The following is a 21,130-nucleotide window of genomic DNA, read 5'->3' as shown; positions in this document are numbered from 1 at the left end:
AATGATGAATGATCCTAATATTCTATAAAAAATACTGTTTTTAGGGTAAAATAATGTACAACATTAAGTTATGGATTAAACAGGGTGAGACACGTTTAAGTTTGAGTGATTCCGTTTATTTATTAAAAGGATATGAGATAAAGGAGGCTTTATTAACATGAGAGATATGATCAAAAAAGGGTTAGCGTTAGGTCTTGGTGCAGCCATTACAAGTAAAGAACAGGCAGAAAAAGTCGTGGAGGAATTAGTTCGTAAAGGAGAGTTGAATAGGGGTGAATCAAAAGAATTTGTTAAAGAATTAATTCAAAAAGGGGAAGAAACACAACAAAAAGTTGATCAAATGATCCAAAGCAGGCTTCAAAAAATGCTCAGTGAACTAAATCTTGCGACAAAAGAAGATATAAAGAGGTTAGAAGACCGAATTAGCGAACTTGAAAAGCGACAAATGAAAACAGAAGGTGAAGACATCTAGATCAGTACGGTTTAAAGGAGTGCTCGATTATTATTAGGAAAAGAGTTCGACATATTCAACGATATCGGGAAATTGTGACAGCTTTTACGAGGTATGGTTTCGGCTTTGTCATGAGAGACTTGGGACTCCTAGAAAAGCTTTCTATCCCGAAGCGACTGTTTATCGATAGGAAACAAGAGTTACACACTAAAACCCTTGGTGAGCGTGTGCGCATGTTCTTAGAGGATCTCGGGCCCACTTTTGTGAAAGTAGGACAAATTTCTAGTACACGACCTGATATTTTTCCTGCTGATGTCATTCGTGAGTTAGAGAAACTCCAAGATCATGTACCACCTTTTGGGTATGAAGATGTTCAGCGAATAGTTGAGCAAGAATTAGGTGCGAAACTTGAAAATGTTTTTGATGAATTCGGAGAAACGCCACTAGCTGCAGCATCAATAGGACAAGTTCATTATGCCGTTTTAAAAACGGGTGAACGAGTGGCGGTAAAGATTCAACGCCCGAATATAAAGAATATGATTGAAACAGATTTAGAGATTCTTCAAGATTTAGCTGCACTAGCCCAGCATCGCTTAGAATGGGCGGACAGATATCAAATAGTCGATGTTGTTGATGAGTTTGCAAAGACGCTTCGCGAAGAATTGGATTATGCGAATGAAGGACGAAACGCAGAGAAAATCGCGAAACAGTTTAAGAATGATCCCAACATTCGTGTCCCAAAAGTATATTGGGATTATTCAACAGCGAAAGTTCTCACAATGGAATACATTGAAGGTACAAAGTTAAATGAAATAAACAAGCTTGAGCAAAATGGACATAACCGTCATATTCTTGCTGAGAGGATTGCAAACGCGACTTTTCAGCAAGTCTTAATTGACGGCTTCTTCCACGGCGATCCTCATCCTGGGAATATCTACGTCATGCCAAAAGACGTGATTGTTTTGATGGATTTTGGGATGGTGGGTCGTCTAACATCTGAAATGAAGGATCATTTTGCGACATTTGTCATTGCGATGATGCGTCAAAATACAGATGGAGTGATCAAGGCCATTACGAGTATGGGGATGGTACCCGATGATATCGATATGTCGCTATTTAGAGCGGATGTCGACTACTTAAGGGAAAAGTATTATGATGTTCCCTTTAGTCAGATCAGTCTTGGACAAGCGGTTAATGATCTATTTGCTGTTGCGTTTCGTCATAGCATTCGAATACCAGCAGACCTTACCTTGCTTGGGAAAGCGATGCTCACGATGGAAGGAGTTGTCGCAAGGTTAGATCCAGACCTAAGTATTGTCAAAGTCGCTGAACCATTTGGAGTTCAATTATTAAAAGAGCGGTATCATCCGAAGAATGTTACAGAAAAGGTATGGAATCACTTTACTGAATACGGGGACATTCTAACTGATTTGCCTAAAAATATAAAAGAATTTACATCAACCTTGAAAAAAGGAAAGATGAGAATGGAAATCTCTATCCCAGAAATTGATCTATTAGTGAAAAGATTAAATCGTATGAGTAATCAGCTGTCATTTAGCATTGTTTTACTTTCTTTTAGTATTATAATGGTTGGACTAATTGTCGGTTCTGCACTAGTTATGCAGCCATCTGCGTCATTACTGTGGCGAATACCAGCTATTGAAATTGGTTTTGGAATTGCGACTATTATGTTTCTTTGGCTTTTATTTTCAATCTTTAGGTCTGGAAGGTTTTAAAGAGACGCAGCCTTATGACTCTATTTTTTGAGCAATCCACAATGAGAGAAAGAGTAAAATATTTGAAATCTATTTCTTTTCCCTTCATAATTGCTTGTTATAGAGTGTTAAAATGATAATGAGGGATGCATACATGAAGAAACATAGATATCAAAACTATGATAATGTCGACAATCATAAATCATTTTCAGATATGATGCGTTGGTACAAGGAAAGAAGGTCAAAAGAAAAGGATTTATCGATTCAAATCCCTTATGCTCAACATAAGCAAGTACGTCTGCTTCAAGAGAATCGGACTCAGTTCTCTCTAACATGGATCGGTCATTCGACTTTTTTGATTCAAATGAATGGTCTAAACATCTTAACAGACCCAGTGTGGGCTAATCGAATGGGGTTTCAAAAACGCTTAACCAATCCAGGGCTGGCTATTGAACAGCTGCCAGACATAGATGTTGTGGTTATTTCTCATGGTCACTATGATCACTTGGATTTTGGCTCAATCAAGAAATTAAAAGGGAGTCCAACCTATTTTGTTCCGAAGGGCTTAAAATCAGCTTTTTCTAGAAGAGGATATAAACAAGTAGAAGAGGCAAATTGGTGGGAGCATTTTATGCTGCAAGATCAAACAGTGAAATTATCCTTTGTACCAGCGCAGCATTGGACAAAGCGATCATTAACAGATACCAATACGTCTAATTGGGGTGGCTGGATTGTCGAAGACTTAAACACAGATCAGTCTGTATATTTCGTTGGAGATACTGGTTATTTTAGAGGTTTTCAAGATATTGCGGAGCGTTTTCATCTTGATATTGTGTTAATGCCAATTGGGGCATATGAGCCAGAGTGGTTTATGGCTACGTCCCATATTAATCCTGAGGACGCGGTAAAAGCATATTTAGAGCTTGAAGGAAAAACGTTTATCCCAATGCATTACGGAGCTTATCGTTTAGCAGATGATACAGGACCAGAGGCGTTAGATCGGCTTTATAAAGAGTGGAAGCGACTCAATCTAAGTAAAGATTCACTAAACGTTTTAGCAATAGGTGAATCATATTGGGGAAATAGGGCTGATGGATTAGTAATTGATAAAATTTACAATTAGATAAGTTGAATCTCGGTATTCATAACTAGTGTTTTTTATCATGTAACCTCTTGAGACGTCTTAAGAGGTTTTTCGTGTTAGTGAAAAACAGGTAGCGATATGCTGTGTGTACATTTGAGCTTATCAGTTGTCAGATTTGCAGCATAGGAGTAAAGTGGATAAATGCCAGAGTAGAGGAGGGACTTATGACTCGGTTTATTCACCAGAACTTATATATTTTTTATACTGCTGTTCTTGGTCTTTTTACGGCCAATGTCTTTATCGAAAATGCAGCACTAGAATACGTTGTTGGGATATTAGCGATTCCAATGTTGTTGTTTTCTGTTCTAGGCGCAACTAATTTATTTCGAATTCTAGGCGCTGTTTTTATTTTAATAGGGACGGTTATGTATATTTATGCAGACTTGCCATATTATCAAATTCCCTTATATTTAACGTCGACGATGCCATTATTAACGTTTTTGACTGTCTTACCTTGGATGAATAGTATTGTCCGTGCTGCTCGCTTCGACCGACGGATCAATGAATTAATGAAAGCAAATGTGACGGATTTAAGCAAGTTATATGTGAGGAGTTCGTTCACAACGTATACTCTTGCTTCTTTTATTAATCTGTCTGCACTTTCTTTGTCGCAGGAAGTTCTTTTAGAAAATATGTCTAAAATGAAAAAGAAGGTTAAGGATTCATTTATTAGTCGAACCACGTTAAGAGCATTTGCAGTTGCGCTTGCTTGGAGTCCAATGGAAATCATTGTAGCGATAACAGTTGATGCTACAGGCGTTAGTTATCTCTCGTATTTACCTTGGTTATTGTTATGCTCTGTTCTTGTAATCTCAATTGATTGGATCTGGGGTAAAAGAACATTTAACTCGATTTCTTATACGCCTAGTATTGAACGGACAAATCATAAATTAGACATTCGAAAAATCGCATTTAAAATTGTTCATTTACTTATCGCGCTGACGATTTTCATGATCATTGTTGTAACGATTGGCAATCATTTTCAATTAAACTTTATCTTAGCTGTCACATTAGTTATTTTACCATTTTCATTTGTATGGGCATTATTGATAAGAAGGTGGCGCAGTTTTCTTTCGATTGGTTGGAAAACATGGAAAATGCGAACAAATGGTTTACAGAACTTTGTTTTGTTATTTTTATCGCTTGCTTTCTTTTCAAACAGCTTGAATGAAACACCGTTTCTTCAAGTCATTCAAGAGCCATTTTTAGCAACTTCTGAGTACCCTTTAGTAACTTTAATCCTGATTCAAATGATGTACTTAGTGATGAGCATGATTGGAGTCCATCCAATTGCAACGATTGCCGTGTTGATGGAAGTATTGCAGCCAATGTATGCCTTTATTAATCCACTTAGCATCGGTATGGTATTAATTACAGGTGCATTAGCTACGGCAACCGTAGGAACATATGGTGTCACTGTAACAATGACCTCGATGAACACGAAACAAAATCCGTATCACATTACATTAAGAAATATGCCATTTGCTCTTTTATATGGTGGAATAGGGACATTGATCGGATATTTGCTACTGTAGGCTTTCTTTTAGGAGAAAGCTTTTTCTAAAAAACTTATTTATTTAGTGAAAAAATTTTATTGACTTTTAATAACCACAATCATATTATTATCTTAATAGTTGAAGAGTTAAGACTGCCGTTCAATTTGAACTTATAATACTCCAAAGGGGAGTAGCTAACAGTTACGTCGTCATTTCCGTGATTTAACCATCACCGGCTTAACTGGCAACATTTATGTTGTTTGCGAGACCTTTGCCATTATGGTAAAGGTGATATAGATTTTTCGAGAAAACCTTTACCGATATCGGTAAAGGTTTTTTATTTTTTAACAGGAGGAGAACAACGATCTAGACACTATTAGGGATTATACACTTGTCACTATTTTGATACAGAGATTTTTTATAAGAGGAGAAAAAGAACTAGTTGGACATAGACATACAAAGAAAAATTCTCATGTGTGTTACATTGATCGTTACACTGAAGCTGTATATTGTCACAATTATTACGCTTGAGATTAACTATCCACCAAGAAGCATTTCAATACAAAGCGAATCACAGCAAGTAACAATGGCGTCATATACTTTTAACAACATTTACGTTTAATCATTTTTTATAGGAGGAAGACTTTTTAGTGTTTAATAAATATTTGAATTTATTTAAATTAGGATCTGCCAATATTGATCTCGTTTTGGATGCGGCTGAGTATCTACCTGGAGAAAGGGTTTCTGGATATTTTAAACTTCAAGGTGGTTTCCGAAAACAGAAAGTAAAAAGACTTGAATGTGATCTCATTGCTCAAAATAAACACGAGAAGTCAAATCAAATGATTGAAACGGTAAAAACAATCCTTATGTCAAGAACCCTTAATGCTAAGGAAAGTACGGAAATTCCTTTCAATTATTAATTACCAAAGGAATTACAGCCTACTGGTGATACTGTTTCTTACCGGTTTCATACAAGGCTGATTTTTAGTGATGATGTCAAGGGTATCGATCATGATGAAGTTAAGATCCTTAGTAAATAATAGGAATTAAAACGTGTTAGTGAAAAAATAAATTATTTCAAAGGGAGATATTAAAAATGGAACTATCAATTTTACTTGAATATGGGTGGGTGCTCTTAATCCTCATTGCTCTAGAAGGTATATTAGCTGCTGATAATGCCCTAGTTATTGCCACAATGGTTAAACACTTACCAGAACATCAAAGAAAGAAAGCCTTGTTCTACGGACTTGCTGGAGCGTTTGTCTTTAGATTCGCTTCCTTGTTCTTGATTTCTTTCTTAGTTGATATCTGGCAGGTTCAAGCAATAGGTGCTCTTTACCTTTTTGGAATTGCAGTTTATCACTTACTCAAAAAGCATGTGCTCAAAAATTATTTAAAGAAAAAAGAGAAAGAAAAAGAAGCAAAAGGTTCTGGCTTCTGGATGACTGTTGTCAAGGTTGAGTTAGCTGATATTGCCTTTGCTGTTGACGCTATTCTAGCGGCTGTTGCTTTAGCTGTTATGCTTCCTACAACTAACTTACCAACAATAGGTGGATTAGATGGTGGTCACTTTGCAGTCATCCTTGCTGGTGGTCTTATCGGACTCGTCATCATGAGATTTGCGGCAAGTTACTTCGTTACACTGCTAGACCGTAGACCTGGTCTTGAAACTGCAGCTTATCTAGTCGTTGCCTGGGTTGGTGTAAAGCTTGCGGTATATGCGATGGCTCATCCAGATCTGGCTATTATTTCGCAAGACTTTGCAAAAGGAACAACATGGAAAATTATCTTCTGGTCTGTCCTTCTTATCATCGGTGTTAGCGGATGGTTCTTATCTAAAGACAAGACGAAAGATATTAGTCCTGACGTAAAAGAAGGTAAGAAAGTATTAGAAGAAACGAAACTAGTGAAGGATTAACTTAAATATCGGGAGGATCTAAAAGCAGGCAGCATGACGATTATCGTCATGCTGCCTTTTTATTGAAATGAATCAATAATCTAAGCGATGGATCATTACGTGTATGGAAAGATATTGGTCATGATAATAAATAATAATTGACAAATTGACAGGGTTTAACTTATATTATACTCATATAATCGAATAGTTCTCCTAAAGGGGAGTAGCTTTTACAATAAAGTCGTCATTACGGAGTTATACAGCTCCCGGCTTTGTTGGCAACATGACGTTGTTAGCAAGACCTTTACTAGTTCGGTAAAGGTCTTTTTTTATGTGTATGAAAACCTTTACCATTTGGTGAAGGTTTTTTTTGTGTTTAGAATGCGAATTTTCCTTAAGCTTTTTGAAATAGAAGCTCCATCTGGAGAACAAAAAACATTTAAAAAGGAGAGTGAGGATAACATGGAATTATCCATCTTGTTAGAATACGGTTGGGTTTTACTGCTCTTAATTGCGCTGGAAGGGCTTTTAGCAGCTGATAATGCCTTAGTATTAGCTATTATGGTTAAACATTTACCAGAAGAACAAAGAAAGAAAGCATTATTTTATGGGCTGGCAGGTGCGTTTGTTTTCCGTTTCGCATCACTTTTTGCAATCTCATTCCTTGTCGATGTTTGGCAGGTTCAAGCAATTGGTGCTCTCTACCTTCTATTCATCGCAACAAATCATATTTTCAGAAAAGTTCTCGTGAATAAAGAGAAGGAAAAAGCAGCAGGAAAACCTGAAAAGAAGAAATCAGGCTTTTGGGGAACTGTTATAAAAGTTGAATTGGCGGATATTGCATTCGCGGTTGACTCCATTCTAGCAGCGGTAGCTTTAGCAATGGTTCTTCCAGATACGAACTTACCTCAAATTGGTGGACTAGACGGTGGTAAATTTCTTGTCATATTTGCTGGAGGATTTATCGGATTACTGATTATGCGTTTTGCAGCAAATTACTTTGTAAAATTACTTCATGCAAAGCCAGGATTGGAAATTGCTGCATTTATGATTGTTGGGTGGGTTGGAGTGAAGCTAGCTGTTTATACGATGTCACACCCAGAACTTGCTATTTTACCTGAAGGATTTGCCAAGTCATCTGAATGGAAAATTACCTTCTACGTTGTACTCATACTGATTGCTTTAGGCGGTTGGTTTTTATCGAAAGAAAAGCCATCTGAGGAACGAACAAATCAGAGTGCATAATACAAATCGTATAAATCGTTAAACCTTAAGCCGTCCTAAAGTAGGGCGGCTATAGAATAAGTACATTAAAAAAGAGAATAAAAATACATTTTTTTATAGAAAATAGAAAAGAGTCTCCATAAATAACACATTTAGATAGGATTATTATGTTTTAGCTTTTAATACATCTGGAGGTTGGTCTTATTGACAACGGAAATATTGGTACTAATCGTACTAATTACCTTAAATGCTTTTTTTGCTGCATCTGAAATTGCATTAATTTCATTAAATGATAACAAAATTAGGTTAAAGGCTAACAGCGGGGATAAAAAGGCAAAAATGCTACAAAATCTTCTCTCAGAACCAAGTCGTTTTCTAGCGACGATTCAAATTGGTATTACTCTTGCTGGATTTTTGGCAAGTGCATTTGCCGCTGGAAGTTTTGCGGGGCAGTTAGCAGAAACTCTATACAATTTGGGTGTACCGATTTCAGAGAGGTTGCTTGAAACGATTTCAGTCGTTGTTATTACATTGATTCTTTCTTATTTCACCCTCGTATTAGGGGAGCTTGTTCCAAAACGACTAGCTTTACAAAAAGCAGAGGCCATTGCGATGTTTGCGGTCGTTCCTCTTACGTTGTTATCGAAAATATCTTCTCCTTTTGTCAAATTACTGACGTTATCAACAAATGTCATTGTTCGTTTGTTTGGCGTAGATCCAAATGCAGAAGATGAGAATGTAACAGAAGAAGAAATTAGAATGATGGTCGATGTTGGTAAGGAAAAAGGCACGATTCAAGAAGCTGAAAAAGTGATGATTAATAATATTTTTGAATTCGATAATAAAACCGTTTCTGGTATTATGACGCATCGAACAAATATTGTTGCGATTCCAATTGAATCGACATTACAGGAAATTGTGCGTGTTGCAAATGTTGAAAGGTATACGCGCTTCCCTGTTTATGAAGAAAGCATTGATAATATTGTCGGTGTCTTGCACGTAAAGGATTTAATTCAATTTATTGAGAATTGTAATGATAATGACTTTAATTTAAAAGGGATGATTCGTGAACCTTACTTTGTTCTTGAATCGAAAAGAATTGATGACCTTTTCAAAGACATGCAAAAAAATAATATTCACATGGCAATTGCAATAGATGAATATGGAGGAACCGACGGGATTGTCACAATTGAAGATTTGATTGAAGAAATTGTCGGAAATATCTTTGATGAATATGATGAACCTGAAAATGATGGAGCAGAAATCATCGAACTTGCTCAAAACAATTATCTAATGTCTGGAACCGTCAATTTATATGAAGTTGAAGAAACTTTGAATGTTGAATTGCCAAATGAAGAATATGATACGTTGAGTGGTTTTGTGATTGGGCAGCTTGGTTACATTCCTAGTCGAGACCAGCATCCAACTGTTGAATACAAGAACTTCATCTTTAGTGTCGACGAAATGGATGATAAGCGTATTATTCAAATAAAGGTGTCCGTAAAAGAAGATGTAGATAAGACAGAGATTGTTAAATAGAGCAATTTGAAAATAGAAGTATCTTCCATTAGCGCTGTATGTGTAACAAACGCTTTGTTAGGGAGATGCTTTTTTATATATGATAATTGTTTTGACAAAGTCTATTAAACTTACTATTGAATGTTTAAATGTAATCGTTTACAATGATAATAAGAATTTTCCAAATAATATTCTTAAACGAAATAGTTCATTTTTAAGTAAGCAACTATTTTTTTAAATAATTTATTACGCTAAAATGTAATCCATTACATTTTAGCGTAATAAATAAACTGAAAACCTACGTTTTCTATGAGTATTTATGTAACCGATTACAAATGGGGGTGGTATAGTTCTTACACGTGCTAATGATTTATTACTGTGGAATTGTATCAGGAGCAATGAAAAAACTAGAAAAAGAGGGATATTATGAAAAAGAAAACATCACTATTTTTAACGCTTGCCTTAAGCAGTAGTCTTTTACTTGTTGCGTGTGGTAATCAAGAGGCTTCCAATGCCGATGCAACAGAAGGGGCAGGTACAGAAAGCACGACTGAAGAGACAAGAGAGGTTGCGACGGCGGGACCTATTACGATCAATCCTAATATTCCTGATAAGGAGATTTTAGATAAAGGTCCACATGGTGAGGACGCAGCTTCAGCGAAAGAATTAGAGTTGACTGAAGCAGAGGTTGAAGAGATTAAGGCGGGAGAGTATACTGCTGCGATCGTTATGCACTATGCTGGTACTGACTATATGACTGCACAAGTTCAAGCCTTAGAAGCTACATTTGAAAGAATGGGTATTGAAGTTATTGCTGTTACAGATGCACAATTCTCGGCAGAAAAGCAAGTGACTGACCTTGAGTCAGTATTAGCTAGAAATCCTGATGTTATTGTTACAGTTCCTGTTGACCCTGTTTCTACTGCAAGCGCATATAAAAGGGCTGCAGATGCTGGCGTAAAGCTAGTATTCATGGATGGTGTGGCAAACGACTTAGTACCTGGTGAAGATTATGTGAGTATTGTCTCAGGAGATAACGCAGGTAATGGTGTTGTCGCAGCAGAATTAATGGGTGAACAACTTGGCGGCGAAGGGAAAATTGGTGTGATCTATCATGATGCTGATTTCTTTGTAACTGCACAACGTACAGCAGCATTTGAAGAAACAATTGCTGAAAAATACCCGAATATGGAAATTGTCGCACGTGGTGGTATTACTGGACCAAATGATGGTGAAGAAGTAGCGGCTGCAATGTTGACTAGAAATCCTGATTTAGATGGTATCTTTGTTGTTTGGGATGTACCAGCAGAAGGGGCAATTTCAGCTGCTAAGAATGCAGGAAAAAGTGATCTTGTTATTACAACGACAGACTTAGGTACAAGAGTTGGTCTCGAGATGGCAACGGGTGGACCAATTAAAGGTATTGGAGCACAATTACCCTATGATCAAGGAATTGCCGAAGCTATTTTAGCTGGATATGCATTACTTGATAAGGAAGCACCTCCATATGTTACAACTCCTGCACTGGAAGTAACACAAGATAATCTATTAGATTCTTGGAAACTTGTTTATGGCGTTGATGCTCCAGATGTTCTTCAAGATGCGTTTGAATAATCGCCTCACATTTTAGAAGCTTAGAAATTGAACTCGAGGCTACTTCAACTTTAGTAGCCTCTTTGAATCATAAACAGTTACGGAGGTTTTAATGATGAAAATGCAAGGCGTAGTATTCCCTGGAGATAAAAAAGTTGAAATACGCGAATTTGATATTCCAACACCTAGCCAAGGTGAAGTCCTTATTAAAATGAAAGCATCGGCGATTTGCCGTAGTGATATGAGCCTGTATTATGGAACATCTGTGTTTGGAGGAGAATCAAAGGTTGGTTTTGTTCCTGGGCATGAACCAGCAGGCGAAATTACACAAGTTGGGGAAGGTGTAACAGCTTTAAAGCCAGGTGACCGAGTTGCGGTTTACTTAGCATTAGGTTGTGGTGAATGTCCACATTGTAAGAGTGGATATAAAATGTTTTGTAAAGAATTTAAATGTATCGGGTTTGACGCTCATGGTGGTGACGCAGATTATATGGTTGCACCAGCTGAAAACTGCATGAAGCTACCAGATGATATGAGCTATGTTACTGCAGCTGTTTCAACTGATGCGGTAGGAACTCTTTTCCATGCGCAAAAAAGATTGAATATTTCTGGAAGAGACACACTTGTGATCTTTGGTATGGGACCAATGGGCGGAGCTGGTGTGATGATTGCAAAAGGTTTAGGGGCAACCGTTATTGCTGTTGATATGCTTGATGAGCGTTTAGAATTAGCAAAAGAATTCGGCGCAGATTACACAATTAATGGCCAAAATGTTGATGTGTTAGAAGAGATTGCAAGAATTACAAAGGGTAAAGGTGCTGATGCTGCGATTGATTGTTCTGGTAGTCCATTCGCTGAAAATAATGCCCTTGATTGCGTGAGACCTCATGGACAGGTAGCGTTTATTGGCGAGAGCAAAGAAACAACAATTAAACCTAGTGAACAACTCATTCGTAAACAAATCTCTGTTATTGGGTCATGGTATTTCCCAATTCAAGAGTTTGAGGAAATTGCTGACTTTATCGTGAAGAAAAACCTACCTGTTGAAAAGCTTGTCACACATACATTCAAATTAGAAGAAGCAGACACAGCCTTCCGTTTATTTGACGAAAGAAAGACTGAAAAAGCAGTATTCGTTTGGGAATAATAGTAGACGAAAAGGAGATGTATAGATATGAAAGGGATTGCTTTTAATACGTGGCCTTATAGTAGTTTTCCGGTTTGGGTTCCGTCTTATCCACTAGAGGATGTGATTAATCGACTTTCTTCTTTTGGATATGATGCGATTGAAATTGGTTGTGCGAGTCCGCATGCTTGGCCTGATTATTTATCACCAGAACGTAGAAAAGAGATTCTAACATTATTAAAGCAAAAGAACTTAAAAGTAGCGGCAATGCTGCCAGCACCTGGTGGTGGACCAGGTAATAACCCTACTTCCCCACTTGCTGAAGAAAGAGAGTTTACGATCAACCATTATAAAGAAGTGGTACGCTTAGCTCATGAATGGGAATGTCCTACAGTGATGTGGATCGCAGGATGGGTTGTTCATGGAACTTCTCAACAAGATGCCTGGAATTATAGTCTAGAAGGCTTAGGTAATGTAGCGAAATACGCGAAAGAGCTTGGTGTGACAATGGTTGTTGAGCCTACTCCAGCTGACAGTAATCTAATTGAAACAGCTGATGATGCGTTGCTATTAAGTGAGCAAACAGGCGCATCAAATGTGAAAGTGATGTTTGATACATTCCATGCTCTGTACCGTAATGAAGTGCCAAGTGACTATGTGTATCGCATGGCTGATAAATTACATCACGTTCATATTTCGGATAATGACCGCCTACCTCCAGGTCAAGGTAGAGGCGATTTTGATGCGGTATTAAAAGCATTGAAAGAAGTGAATTATGAGGGTTATTTATCAATGGAAGTTGGGTTCCATACGAGACAGGCTGAGCCTGATTGGTACGCAAAAACATCTATTGATTATTTAAGGGCTAAAGTAAACGAAATTTGGAGATAGCTTGTAGAGATTCTATTTGAGGTAAGTCACTTGAATAGAATCTTTTTTTATGTTTAGAGGTATGATAAACAGGTAGAGGATACTACTGAATTAATCAATCAGACTACATACATAGAAGGGATAGATGACAGGTGAGTTCACTTAATCCAACAAAAATAACAGAGATAAAGAATAACCTTGAAAAACGAGTTGTGACATTGTCAGATGGCACGAAGATTCCGTGCTTAGGACAAGGAACATGGTATATGGGTGAAACACCTAAAGCAAAAGATGAAGAGATCAAAGCCTTACAGCTTGGAATAGACCTTGGTATGACTTTAATTGATACAGCTGAAATGTACGGAAATGGTGATTCTGAGCGTTTAGTAGGAGAAGCGATTAAAGGGCGTAGAGATGAGGTCTTTTTAGTCTCGAAGGTGTACCCACATCATGCAGGACTCGATAAACTTTCTATGGCTTGTGAAAATAGTCTAAAGCGACTTGGTACGGACCATTTAGACTTATACCTCTTACACTGGCGAGGGAGAGTTCCTCTGGAGGAAACGATTGAAGGAATGGAGAAGCTGAAAAAGGAGGGGAAGATTTTAAGATGGGGAGTCTCCAATTTTGATACCGCTGATATGAAAGAATTGTGGAGTGCTCCTAACGGACAAAATTGTGCAACGAATCAAGTCCTATATCACCTCGGTTCAAGAGGGATTGATTATGACTTGTTACCGTGGCAGCGTGAACACAATATGCCAATTATGGCGTATAGTCCTCTTGCTCAAGGTGGTTCACTTCGAAAACAATTAATTAATGATCCCGTCATTATTGAGATGGCTGAAAAGTACGATGTAAAATCTCTCCAAATCGCTCTCGCTTGGACGATCCGTACGAAACATGTTATTGCGATTCCAAAAGCCGTTCAAGAACAGCATGTCGTCCAAAATGCGGAAGCAGCTTCAATTGAATTAACAGAAGAAGATTTAAGCATACTTGATCAAGTCTTTCCAGCACCCAAAAAGAAAGTTCCGTTGGATATTATTTAACTTAATTTCAAACATAACAAGCGAAACGTACTAATGTTTTGCTTGTTATGTTTGTCTACATTGAAGCTTCAGCTACTTACTTCGTGCAACGACGACTTTGTTGTCCGGCCTGTAATGAGATAAAGGATAGCAAATAGAGCAAAGAGCATCGCGCTAATCACGATTGCTACGAGGGAATGAAAAGCAATTAATCGAGCGCGCGTTACAAACGACAGATAATTTAAGTGAAGTTGCTCGAAAGCTAGGGATTTCGAGGAGTACTTTGTATCGTAAAATAAAAGCATATGCGATTTCGCAATAAGAAAAGAGAAAGCGCCTTGACCAGCTGGGACAAGTGCTGGAGACCTGTCAATGTTTGGCAACCATTTACAGGCTGAAGCAACCTCGAGCGGCTAGGCGCTGTAGCTAGACATCTAGAAAAAGCCGATTATCTTTTAAGATAGTCGGCTTTCGTCTTACTCTGATGTATGTTCTATTTCTAGCCAAGTTTGAGACCAATATTCAATTTCTTTCATAAGAGGCTCTAAAGCTACTCCTTTTTCAGTTAAAGAATATTCAATGCGGACAGGAGTTTCTGGGTAAACCGTACGATTTACAATTCCTTCACTCTCCAAATCCTTTAGTCTTTCTGAAAGAAGTCTTCCACTTACTCCAATTGCAGATTCAATCGTACAGAAACGTTGGGGACCAGAAAGAAGTTGGTAAATGATCAGACCAGTCCATCGTTGACTTAACATGGTTATTGCTTTTTCGAATCTAGGACAAATAAGAGATTTGTTCATTTTACATCACTCCTATATTAATATTATAACACACTCAAAAAACAATTACATTATTTAAAGATATTTAATTACTTGACAAAATATAATTACAAAAATATAATTGCTTACATAAAGTAATTAACTATTTGTTTGCAGGGGTGAATAAGGCATGTTTAATAAGTATGAAGTCGGAGCACTTATTTTAAGAATCTTTTTAGGCTTAACGTTTTTCATTCATGGTTTAGTGAAATTTCAAGGAGGAATTGGAAATACAGCAGGCTTTTTCGAAAACATAGGTCTACCAGGATTTTCAGCATATGTAGTCGCCATTATTGAATTAGTCGGTGGACTTGCGTTAATAGTAGGGCTTGGAACAAGAGTGGTTTCCATTTTATTTGCGATCATTATGGTTGTAGCCATCTTTACAGTGAAGCTTCCTGCTGGGTTTTTAGGAACTCCTGAAATGGCTGGATATGAATTAGATCTAGCACTGCTCGTTATCTCTATTTATCTTGCGATTGCAAAAAGTTCACTTTTCTCTGTAGATAATGTTCTCTATCGTTCAAAATAAGAGTAAGCACGACAATTAACTTGGGAGGTCATGAAAAATGAAGCAGTTTCACGAGGCACCAAATACGTTTGTCAGTCAAGTTGATTTGAAGGTTGAAAATCTAGAACGTTCGCTCACGTTTTACAAAAACATTATAGGGTTTCAAGTACTTGAACAATCAGAAAACAAAGCTGTACTTACAGCTGATGGTAAAACTCCGCTGTTGTCTATTGAACAGCCTGAAGGTGTGATTCCAAAACAGCCACGTACAACTGGTTTATATCATTTTGCGCTTCTTTTACCAACTCGTGCGGATTTAGCTAGAGTATTGCAGCATTTTGTCAACATTAGCTATCCTCTGCAAGGAGCTTCGGATCATTTGGTTAGTGAGGCTCTTTATTTAGCTGATCCTGATGGCAATGGTATTGAAATTTATAGTGATCGACCAGCTGATGAGTGGAATTGGCATAACAATGAAGTGGAAATGACCACGCAAGGATTAGAGGTCCAGAATCTTTTAGCAGAAGGCGAAGGCGTGTCTTGGAATGGTCTTCCTGCGGGGACTTTAATGGGACATATCCATTTGCACGTATCTGAATTTGCTAAAACCGAAGAATTTTATCTTAAAGGCCTTGGGTTTGAGATTGTTTGCAGGTATGGTGGGCAAGCGTTATTTATTTCTACTGGTGGCTATCATCATCATATTGGCTTAAATACGTGGAATGGAGTAGGCGCTCCTGCACCTTCGGAAAATAGTGTCGGACTAAAATGGTTCTCTCTTGTGTATCCTAATGAACAATCAAGAAGAGAAGCTATCGAGCGTTTGCAGACAATGGGGGCTTCTGTAAAAGAAGAAGACGGAGTTGTGCTAACAAAAGATCCGTCGGGAACGCATATTCGATTATTAGTTTAAAAAATAAAAAATGATATGGGGTTTAATCATGGGAATTTTACAAAAGATATTTGGTGAATCAACGAAACAGGAGATGAACCAAATGGAAAATAACGCAAAAGATTTTTATTCAGCCGTAGAAGCAAGACGCACTATTTATGGAATAAGCAGTGAAGCAGTTGTTTCAAATGAACGAATCAATGAAGTGATCAATCACGCTGTAAAGCACACTCCTTCTGCCTTTAATTCTCAAAGTGCAAGAGTCGTCGTTTTACTTGGAGAGCAGCATACAAAATTTTGGAACATCACGACTGAGACGTTAAGGAAAATGGTTCCTGTAGATCAGTTTGGAGCGACGGAAGAGAAAATGAATGCTTTTGGTAGTGGATATGGAACAGTGTTATTCTTTGAAGACAATAGTGTTATTGAAACGCTTCAAGAGCAATTTGCCACTTATAAGGATAATTTTCCGATTTGGTCACAGCATTCTTCTGGCATGCTTCAATATGTCATTTGGACATCGTTAGAGATAGAAGGGTTTGGAGCTTCTTTGCAACACTATAACCCACTTATTGATGATGAAGTGAAAAAGGAATGGGATCTTCCAAGCAGTTGGAAGCTAGTTGCTCAAATGCCATTTGGTAAACCAACGGCACCAGCTGGAGATAAAGAGTTCAAACCACTTGAAGAACGTGTGAAAGTATTCAAATAATGAAATACAAAGCATGCAGCTTAGGCTGCGTGCTTTTTTATTGTGATAAAGAAAACAATTGGGTATGGAAACTGAACCTGTTGATCATTTGCATAAAGTGGAACAGTCCTGCTCATAATAACGGCAAGTAATCGTTACATAAGAAGGTAGTAGGGGGTGCGGGAATGTTTATGTTTAGAAGGAAGAGCCATATCGAAAACAAGCACAAAAAGAACCCACCTCAAAACACCACGGAAAAAGCCTTAACGTTAGAATCGCTACAAGAAATGTTAGCGAACATGGATGATGCCGAAATCATCGAGCGAGAAACGAACAAAGAACAAAAGGTCCCACTTGTCTATATAAGAACCTTAATCGATCAGGAACGACTGAATGAATCAATTATTGAGCCACTCGTTCACAGATCCTATGAAAAAACGGTGCGTGAATGCATTACGATTTCAAAAGTAGTGGAAGTCAACACGCTAGAAGAAGCGCAGAAGCAGCTGTTTGCTGGAGCTATTCTCTTTAATGATTGTCTTCAACAAAAATGGTGGGCGGTTCTTCTTGAAAATCCACTGAGTCGTGCAATTGAGTCATCTGAAACAGAAACGATTTTGTACGGGGCAAAGGATAGCTTTAGTGAACAATTGGATAGCAATATTACGCTGATTCGTAGACGCCTTCCCTTGCCTGAGCTGAAAACAGAGAAGTTCGCAGTTGGTTCGCTAAGTAAAACAACCGTTGTGTTAATGTATATCGAAGGCATAACGAATCCAGAATTTGTGCAAGAGGCAAGGGAGCGTATTAGTCGCATTAATTATGATCTGTTTCTTGATTCATCTCAACTTGAAATATTCATGGAAGATCATAAGTATAGTATTTTCCCACAATTTCAGCAAACAGACCGTCCTGATGTTTGTGCCTATGCATTAGGGATTGGTAAGCTTACGATTTTGGTAGAAAATACACCGTTTGCATTAAATGCACCGATTACATTTTTTCATTTGTTTCAATCCCCTGAAGATTATATTAATCGTTGGCTTGTCGCAAGTTTTTTACGTTCTCTTAGATACTTAAGTTTTATTATTTCTATGACGCTCATTCCTATTTATGTGGCATTGACAACTCATCATTATCAAATGATTCCGATGCAGATTCTTTTTGTTTTACTAGAATCGAGAAGTAAATTGCCCTTTACTCCTTTTTGGGAAGCGTTGGTCATTTTAATCGTTATGGAAATCATTAAAGAAGCAAGTCTACGGATGCCGACAAAATCAAGTCAAACATTAGGGGTGATTGGCGGGATAGTCATTGGTCAAGCAGCGGTGGATGCTGCGTTTGCTAGTAAAGTATTAATTGTCTTAATGGGGATATCTGCAATTGCTTCATTTTTAGTCCCCAATTATTTAATGACAAAAGCCACCACACTAATTCAATTCACTATCGTGTTGTTAGCCTCGGTTATGGGTTTTATTGGCATTTTTATCGGATTGGTTGGAATGTTAGCTCACCTGAATGGAATGACCTCTCTAAAGCAGCCTTATTTTGCACCAATTTCACCACTTTATTTTAAAGATTGGATTGACTTATTTATTCGTGGTCCTCTCACTTGGATGAAGGTTCGTCCTGAACATTTACATCCATTAAAGAAATGGAGATATAACCAAAGGAGATGAGAATGTGAAAGACTTTGCATTATTTAGCAAGACATCAACCTTTGGTGGAATATATGCCCTGTTTCTAGTGAATCGCTTACAACTCCTTTACTTTATTATCCTCATGCCTAATTATTTAATTGATCCCTATATGATCTGGGGGATCATTGGTGTAGGAATTCTATCGCAGCTTAATCTGATGGTATTGGCAAAATGGCTATCATCAAAATTTTTTGCGAAAGGGTATCAAGGTTATGTTCAGCTACTGGGTGAAAAGACGGTTCGTATTTGTGCAGTAATCGGTTTGTTGTTCATATTCTTAAAGTTAACTGTTATTATACTTGGCTATGTGGAAATCGTGAACGAATTTATCTTCCCTTCAACGAGTTCATATTGGTTCATTTTTGTTCTCTTATTAAGCGGTGGTTATATTGCTACTAGAGGAATGGAAAATACGATACGCTTTGGTGTCATTACTTTCTTCAGTTCCATCTGGATGCTTTTTTTGTTTGCTCCGTTCTTTAAACCGCCGATTGCAATGCTTTATGACCTATATCCTTTAATTCCAACCGAAAGCCCATTTAATCCTTGGAAAAGGCTTCTATTTATATGGTCCGCTTTGGGAGGAGCAGAATATTTAATTTGTTTGGCTCCTTGGCTAAATGTGAAAAATAAAATGTTAAAACACATAACGATAGCGAATGGAATTTCTGTTGTAGAGTATGTCATTTTGTTTATTGCTTCATTGTTTTTCTTTGGATCGCATTATTTAAATAAATCAGACTTTCCGCTCGTCCATATGCTTAGGTATTTACAGTCCCCTATTTTTGAGCGCGTAGATATTATTTTTATCTCTGTTTATTTGCTTCTGTTCTCATTTGTTTCTGCTCTTTTTTTATTATTTTTCTATGGCGCTGCTCGAATCATGATGGGAAATCAAAAGAAACAGACGACTCGAATGGGATTTTCTATTTGTTTGCTGATTATTTTAATTAGTTTATTTATTGTAAATGCGTGGATTTGGAAGGATCAAACAAAGCAAATCTTTTGGTTAGACTTGCAAATTTGGTTTGGAGCTTTATCTTACTTCTTTGTTCCGTTGCTTCTTTATATAGCGATGAAACGCAAAGGGCGTGTATAGATTGCGATATAGTCAACAAATCGTGAAGACAGTCTTTATTAGTATAGTCATTTTAACAGCAGGTTGCTCTCCTTTTGTTGAAAATAATATGATCGAAGAAATTGCTCCGGTTATCTTTTGGTCAATTGATAAAGGGAAAAAGAGTGATCTAGAAATCAGTACATTAGTGCCGCCCTTGATTAATGAAAAAAAGCGCTTGCTTACTTTACCAGTAGACCTTTTAAAAGAAGGTGAAAAAAATTTTAACTTAGTTTATTACAGAGAATTAAAAGTTGGACAGCTTCGCATGCTGTTAATTAGTGAAGAGGTTGCAAAAGAAGGGATAATGCCAATCATCAATACGGTATTAACAGATCCTGATATTTCACAACGGCTTTATCTTGCGGTCGTCAGAGGGGGATTTGACGAATACATGAACAGCCAAATTGAAAAGCAAGAAAACCTCGATTATTTTCTCTACCGAATGTTTAAACATTACGAAAAAGATAAGCAAGGTGAAATGACCGTTGTCAATCTTCATGAATTCAAGAACAATTTATACACACCATTAGAGGATCCCATTTTGCCATTATTCAAAGTTGATAAAGAAAATTTCACTTATGAAGGGACAGCTCTTTTTAATGATGATAAATTAATTGCAACTGTTCAAAATGTAGAAGAAAGTATTATGCAAATTATAGGTAATGATCATTTTCTAAAACTATTACCAATAACAGAATTATCTCTTAGTTTAGGTCATATACGTGCAAATGTTGATATGAACCTAGAGCAAAATAATTCGTTACTCTCAATTGATATAGATTTAACAGCGAGAATCGAGGAGTATAAGGGCGATAAAAACATACATGAGGTAAATGAATTAACGGTAGTGGGTAACGAGATTGAATCTTACTTGGAAACACATACAACCGAGTTATTGAATCACCTGCAGGAATTGAAAATTGATCCTTTGAAAATTGGAAGTCATACAAAAAAACCTTTTGAAAAAACAATGAGCGAAGAAGAGTGGATAAATATGTTTGAGCAGATGGAGATTGAGGTTGACTATCAGCTTGATCTACAGCCTTTAACAAATGTCAGTCATTAAATAAACGTTTAATTAATTTATTTTATCTTTTAACTGAGTGGAACTATTACGATTCTATGCTTAGAAATGCTTTGAACATAGCTGTCCAATAAATGATAAATGATGAAAATGGAGGCGGAGCAATAATGCTCCGTCTTTTTGTTGTTTTATAATGATCAAGTTGATGTTACGTAGCAAGATACAACATGAAATGTTCAGAAATAATCTGTAATATGGTTAGAATAGGTCATATTTTTGTTTCTTAAATATGATATTCTTTAG

General features: G+C 37.2%; 20 protein-coding genes. 19 read left to right on the top strand and 1 reads right to left on the bottom strand.

From position 1 onward, the window contains the following. The first annotated feature begins 157 nt into the window (after positions 1-157). From IQ10_RS15515 to IQ10_RS15455, 13 genes are all read left to right on the top strand, one after another. Positions 158-472, top strand: a complete 315-nt coding sequence (locus IQ10_RS15515; RefSeq protein ID WP_144451403.1) for a phasin family protein — start codon at positions 158-160, stop codon at positions 470-472. A 29-nt stretch (positions 473-501) separates the two neighbouring features. Beyond that, positions 502-2,187, top strand: a complete 1,686-nt coding sequence (locus IQ10_RS15510; RefSeq protein WP_144451402.1) for an ABC1 kinase family protein — start codon at positions 502-504, stop codon at positions 2,185-2,187. A gap of 133 nt (positions 2,188-2,320) precedes the next feature. Then, positions 2,321-3,289 carry an MBL fold metallo-hydrolase gene (locus IQ10_RS15505; RefSeq protein WP_144451401.1) on the top strand — a complete coding sequence of 323 codons (969 nt, stop codon included), beginning with the start codon at positions 2,321-2,323 and terminating at the stop codon, positions 3,287-3,289. Between the two features lie 185 nt (positions 3,290-3,474). Beyond that, positions 3,475-4,845: a hypothetical protein gene (locus IQ10_RS15500; protein ID WP_144451400.1), complete on the top strand. Its 1,371-nt coding sequence runs from the start codon at positions 3,475-3,477 to the stop codon at positions 4,843-4,845. 611 nt (positions 4,846-5,456) lie between these two features. Then, the gene (locus IQ10_RS15495) at positions 5,457-5,729 is read left to right on the top strand and encodes a sporulation protein (protein ID WP_144451399.1); all 273 of its coding nucleotides are present in this window, start codon (positions 5,457-5,459) and stop codon (positions 5,727-5,729) included. 176 nt (positions 5,730-5,905) lie between these two features. Further along, positions 5,906-6,727: a TerC family protein gene (locus tag IQ10_RS15490; protein WP_144451398.1), complete on the top strand. Its 822-nt coding sequence runs from the start codon at positions 5,906-5,908 to the stop codon at positions 6,725-6,727. A 441-nt stretch (positions 6,728-7,168) separates the two neighbouring features. Next, positions 7,169-7,951, top strand: coding sequence for a TerC family protein (locus IQ10_RS15485; protein WP_144451397.1), 783 nt, complete (start codon positions 7,169-7,171; stop codon positions 7,949-7,951). A gap of 183 nt (positions 7,952-8,134) precedes the next feature. Next, positions 8,135-9,469 (top strand): hemolysin family protein, encoded by a 1,335-nt coding sequence (locus IQ10_RS15480; RefSeq protein ID WP_144451396.1) that lies wholly within the window; start codon positions 8,135-8,137, stop codon positions 9,467-9,469. Positions 9,470-9,874: 405 nt separating this feature from the next. Next, on the top strand, positions 9,875-11,062 hold the full coding sequence (locus IQ10_RS15475) for a substrate-binding domain-containing protein (RefSeq protein ID WP_144451395.1): 1,188 nt from the start codon (positions 9,875-9,877) through the stop codon (positions 11,060-11,062). A gap of 91 nt (positions 11,063-11,153) precedes the next feature. Continuing rightward, positions 11,154-12,188 (top strand): zinc-dependent alcohol dehydrogenase family protein, encoded by a 1,035-nt coding sequence (locus IQ10_RS15470; protein WP_242009859.1) that lies wholly within the window; start codon positions 11,154-11,156, stop codon positions 12,186-12,188. A gap of 27 nt (positions 12,189-12,215) precedes the next feature. Further along, a complete protein-coding gene (locus tag IQ10_RS15465) occupies positions 12,216-13,058 on the top strand; it encodes a sugar phosphate isomerase/epimerase family protein (protein WP_144451394.1) in 843 nt (280 codons plus the stop codon). Positions 13,059-13,189: 131 nt separating this feature from the next. Further along, positions 13,190-14,089 carry an aldo/keto reductase gene (locus tag IQ10_RS15460; protein WP_144451393.1) on the top strand — a complete coding sequence of 300 codons (900 nt, stop codon included), beginning with the start codon at positions 13,190-13,192 and terminating at the stop codon, positions 14,087-14,089. 163 nt (positions 14,090-14,252) lie between these two features. Then, complete coding sequence (locus IQ10_RS15455) at positions 14,253-14,390, top strand: helix-turn-helix domain-containing protein (RefSeq protein ID WP_144451392.1); 138 nt, start codon at positions 14,253-14,255, stop codon at positions 14,388-14,390. A gap of 154 nt (positions 14,391-14,544) precedes the next feature. On the opposite strand, the gene IQ10_RS15450 is transcribed toward IQ10_RS15455, so the two are convergent. Next, a complete protein-coding gene (locus IQ10_RS15450; protein WP_144451391.1) occupies positions 14,545-14,871 on the bottom strand; it encodes a winged helix-turn-helix transcriptional regulator in 327 nt (108 codons plus the stop codon). Between the two features lie 148 nt (positions 14,872-15,019). On the opposite strand from IQ10_RS15450, the gene IQ10_RS15445 reads away from it, so the two are divergent. From IQ10_RS15445 to IQ10_RS15420, 6 genes are all read left to right on the top strand, one after another. Beyond that, positions 15,020-15,421 carry a DoxX family protein gene (locus IQ10_RS15445; protein WP_144451390.1) on the top strand — a complete coding sequence of 134 codons (402 nt, stop codon included), beginning with the start codon at positions 15,020-15,022 and terminating at the stop codon, positions 15,419-15,421. A gap of 37 nt (positions 15,422-15,458) precedes the next feature. Further along, on the top strand, positions 15,459-16,313 hold the full coding sequence (locus tag IQ10_RS15440; RefSeq protein ID WP_144451389.1) for a VOC family protein: 855 nt from the start codon (positions 15,459-15,461) through the stop codon (positions 16,311-16,313). An 82-nt stretch (positions 16,314-16,395) separates the two neighbouring features. Beyond that, positions 16,396-17,004 (top strand): nitroreductase family protein, encoded by a 609-nt coding sequence (locus tag IQ10_RS15435; RefSeq protein ID WP_242009863.1) that lies wholly within the window; start codon positions 16,396-16,398, stop codon positions 17,002-17,004. Positions 17,005-17,168: 164 nt separating this feature from the next. Then, the gene (locus IQ10_RS15430) at positions 17,169-18,662 is read left to right on the top strand and encodes a spore germination protein (protein WP_144451387.1); all 1,494 of its coding nucleotides are present in this window, start codon (positions 17,169-17,171) and stop codon (positions 18,660-18,662) included. 4 nt (positions 18,663-18,666) lie between these two features. Further along, entirely contained in the window at positions 18,667-19,782 is a 1,116-nt protein-coding gene (locus tag IQ10_RS15425) for a GerAB/ArcD/ProY family transporter (protein ID WP_144451386.1), read from the top strand. Between the two features lies 1 nt (position 19,783). Continuing rightward, positions 19,784-20,869 carry a Ger(x)C family spore germination protein gene (locus tag IQ10_RS15420; protein WP_144451385.1) on the top strand — a complete coding sequence of 362 codons (1,086 nt, stop codon included), beginning with the start codon at positions 19,784-19,786 and terminating at the stop codon, positions 20,867-20,869. The last annotated feature ends 261 nt before the right edge of the window (positions 20,870-21,130 follow it).

It is taken from the genome of Halalkalibacter nanhaiisediminis (genome assembly GCF_007830185.1).
Taxonomy (GTDB): Bacteria; Bacillota; Bacilli; order Bacillales; family Bacillaceae_D; genus Halalkalibacter; species Halalkalibacter nanhaiisediminis.
The sequence above is the reverse complement of the archived record's forward strand: the minus strand, read 5'-3'. Positions and strand labels throughout refer to the sequence as shown.

Coding starts and splice junctions, on each gene's coding strand:
- IQ10_RS15445 (WP_144451390.1), top strand. CDS start 15,020: ATGTTTAATAAGTATGAAGTCGGAGCACTTATTTTAAGAATCTTTTTA.
- IQ10_RS15490 (WP_144451398.1), top strand. CDS start 5,906: ATGGAACTATCAATTTTACTTGAATATGGGTGGGTGCTCTTAATCCTC.
- IQ10_RS15470 (WP_242009859.1), top strand. CDS start 11,154: ATGATGAAAATGCAAGGCGTAGTATTCCCTGGAGATAAAAAAGTTGAA.
- IQ10_RS15500 (WP_144451400.1), top strand. CDS start 3,475: ATGACTCGGTTTATTCACCAGAACTTATATATTTTTTATACTGCTGTT.
- IQ10_RS15450 (WP_144451391.1), bottom strand. CDS start 14,871: ATGAACAAATCTCTTATTTGTCCTAGATTCGAAAAAGCAATAACCATG.
- IQ10_RS15475 (WP_144451395.1), top strand. CDS start 9,875: ATGAAAAAGAAAACATCACTATTTTTAACGCTTGCCTTAAGCAGTAGT.
- IQ10_RS15465 (WP_144451394.1), top strand. CDS start 12,216: ATGAAAGGGATTGCTTTTAATACGTGGCCTTATAGTAGTTTTCCGGTT.
- IQ10_RS15505 (WP_144451401.1), top strand. CDS start 2,321: ATGAAGAAACATAGATATCAAAACTATGATAATGTCGACAATCATAAA.
- IQ10_RS15435 (WP_242009863.1), top strand. CDS start 16,396: ATGGAAAATAACGCAAAAGATTTTTATTCAGCCGTAGAAGCAAGACGC.
- IQ10_RS15515 (WP_144451403.1), top strand. CDS start 158: ATGAGAGATATGATCAAAAAAGGGTTAGCGTTAGGTCTTGGTGCAGCC.
- IQ10_RS15440 (WP_144451389.1), top strand. CDS start 15,459: ATGAAGCAGTTTCACGAGGCACCAAATACGTTTGTCAGTCAAGTTGAT.
- IQ10_RS15485 (WP_144451397.1), top strand. CDS start 7,169: ATGGAATTATCCATCTTGTTAGAATACGGTTGGGTTTTACTGCTCTTA.
- IQ10_RS15430 (WP_144451387.1), top strand. CDS start 17,169: ATGTTTATGTTTAGAAGGAAGAGCCATATCGAAAACAAGCACAAAAAG.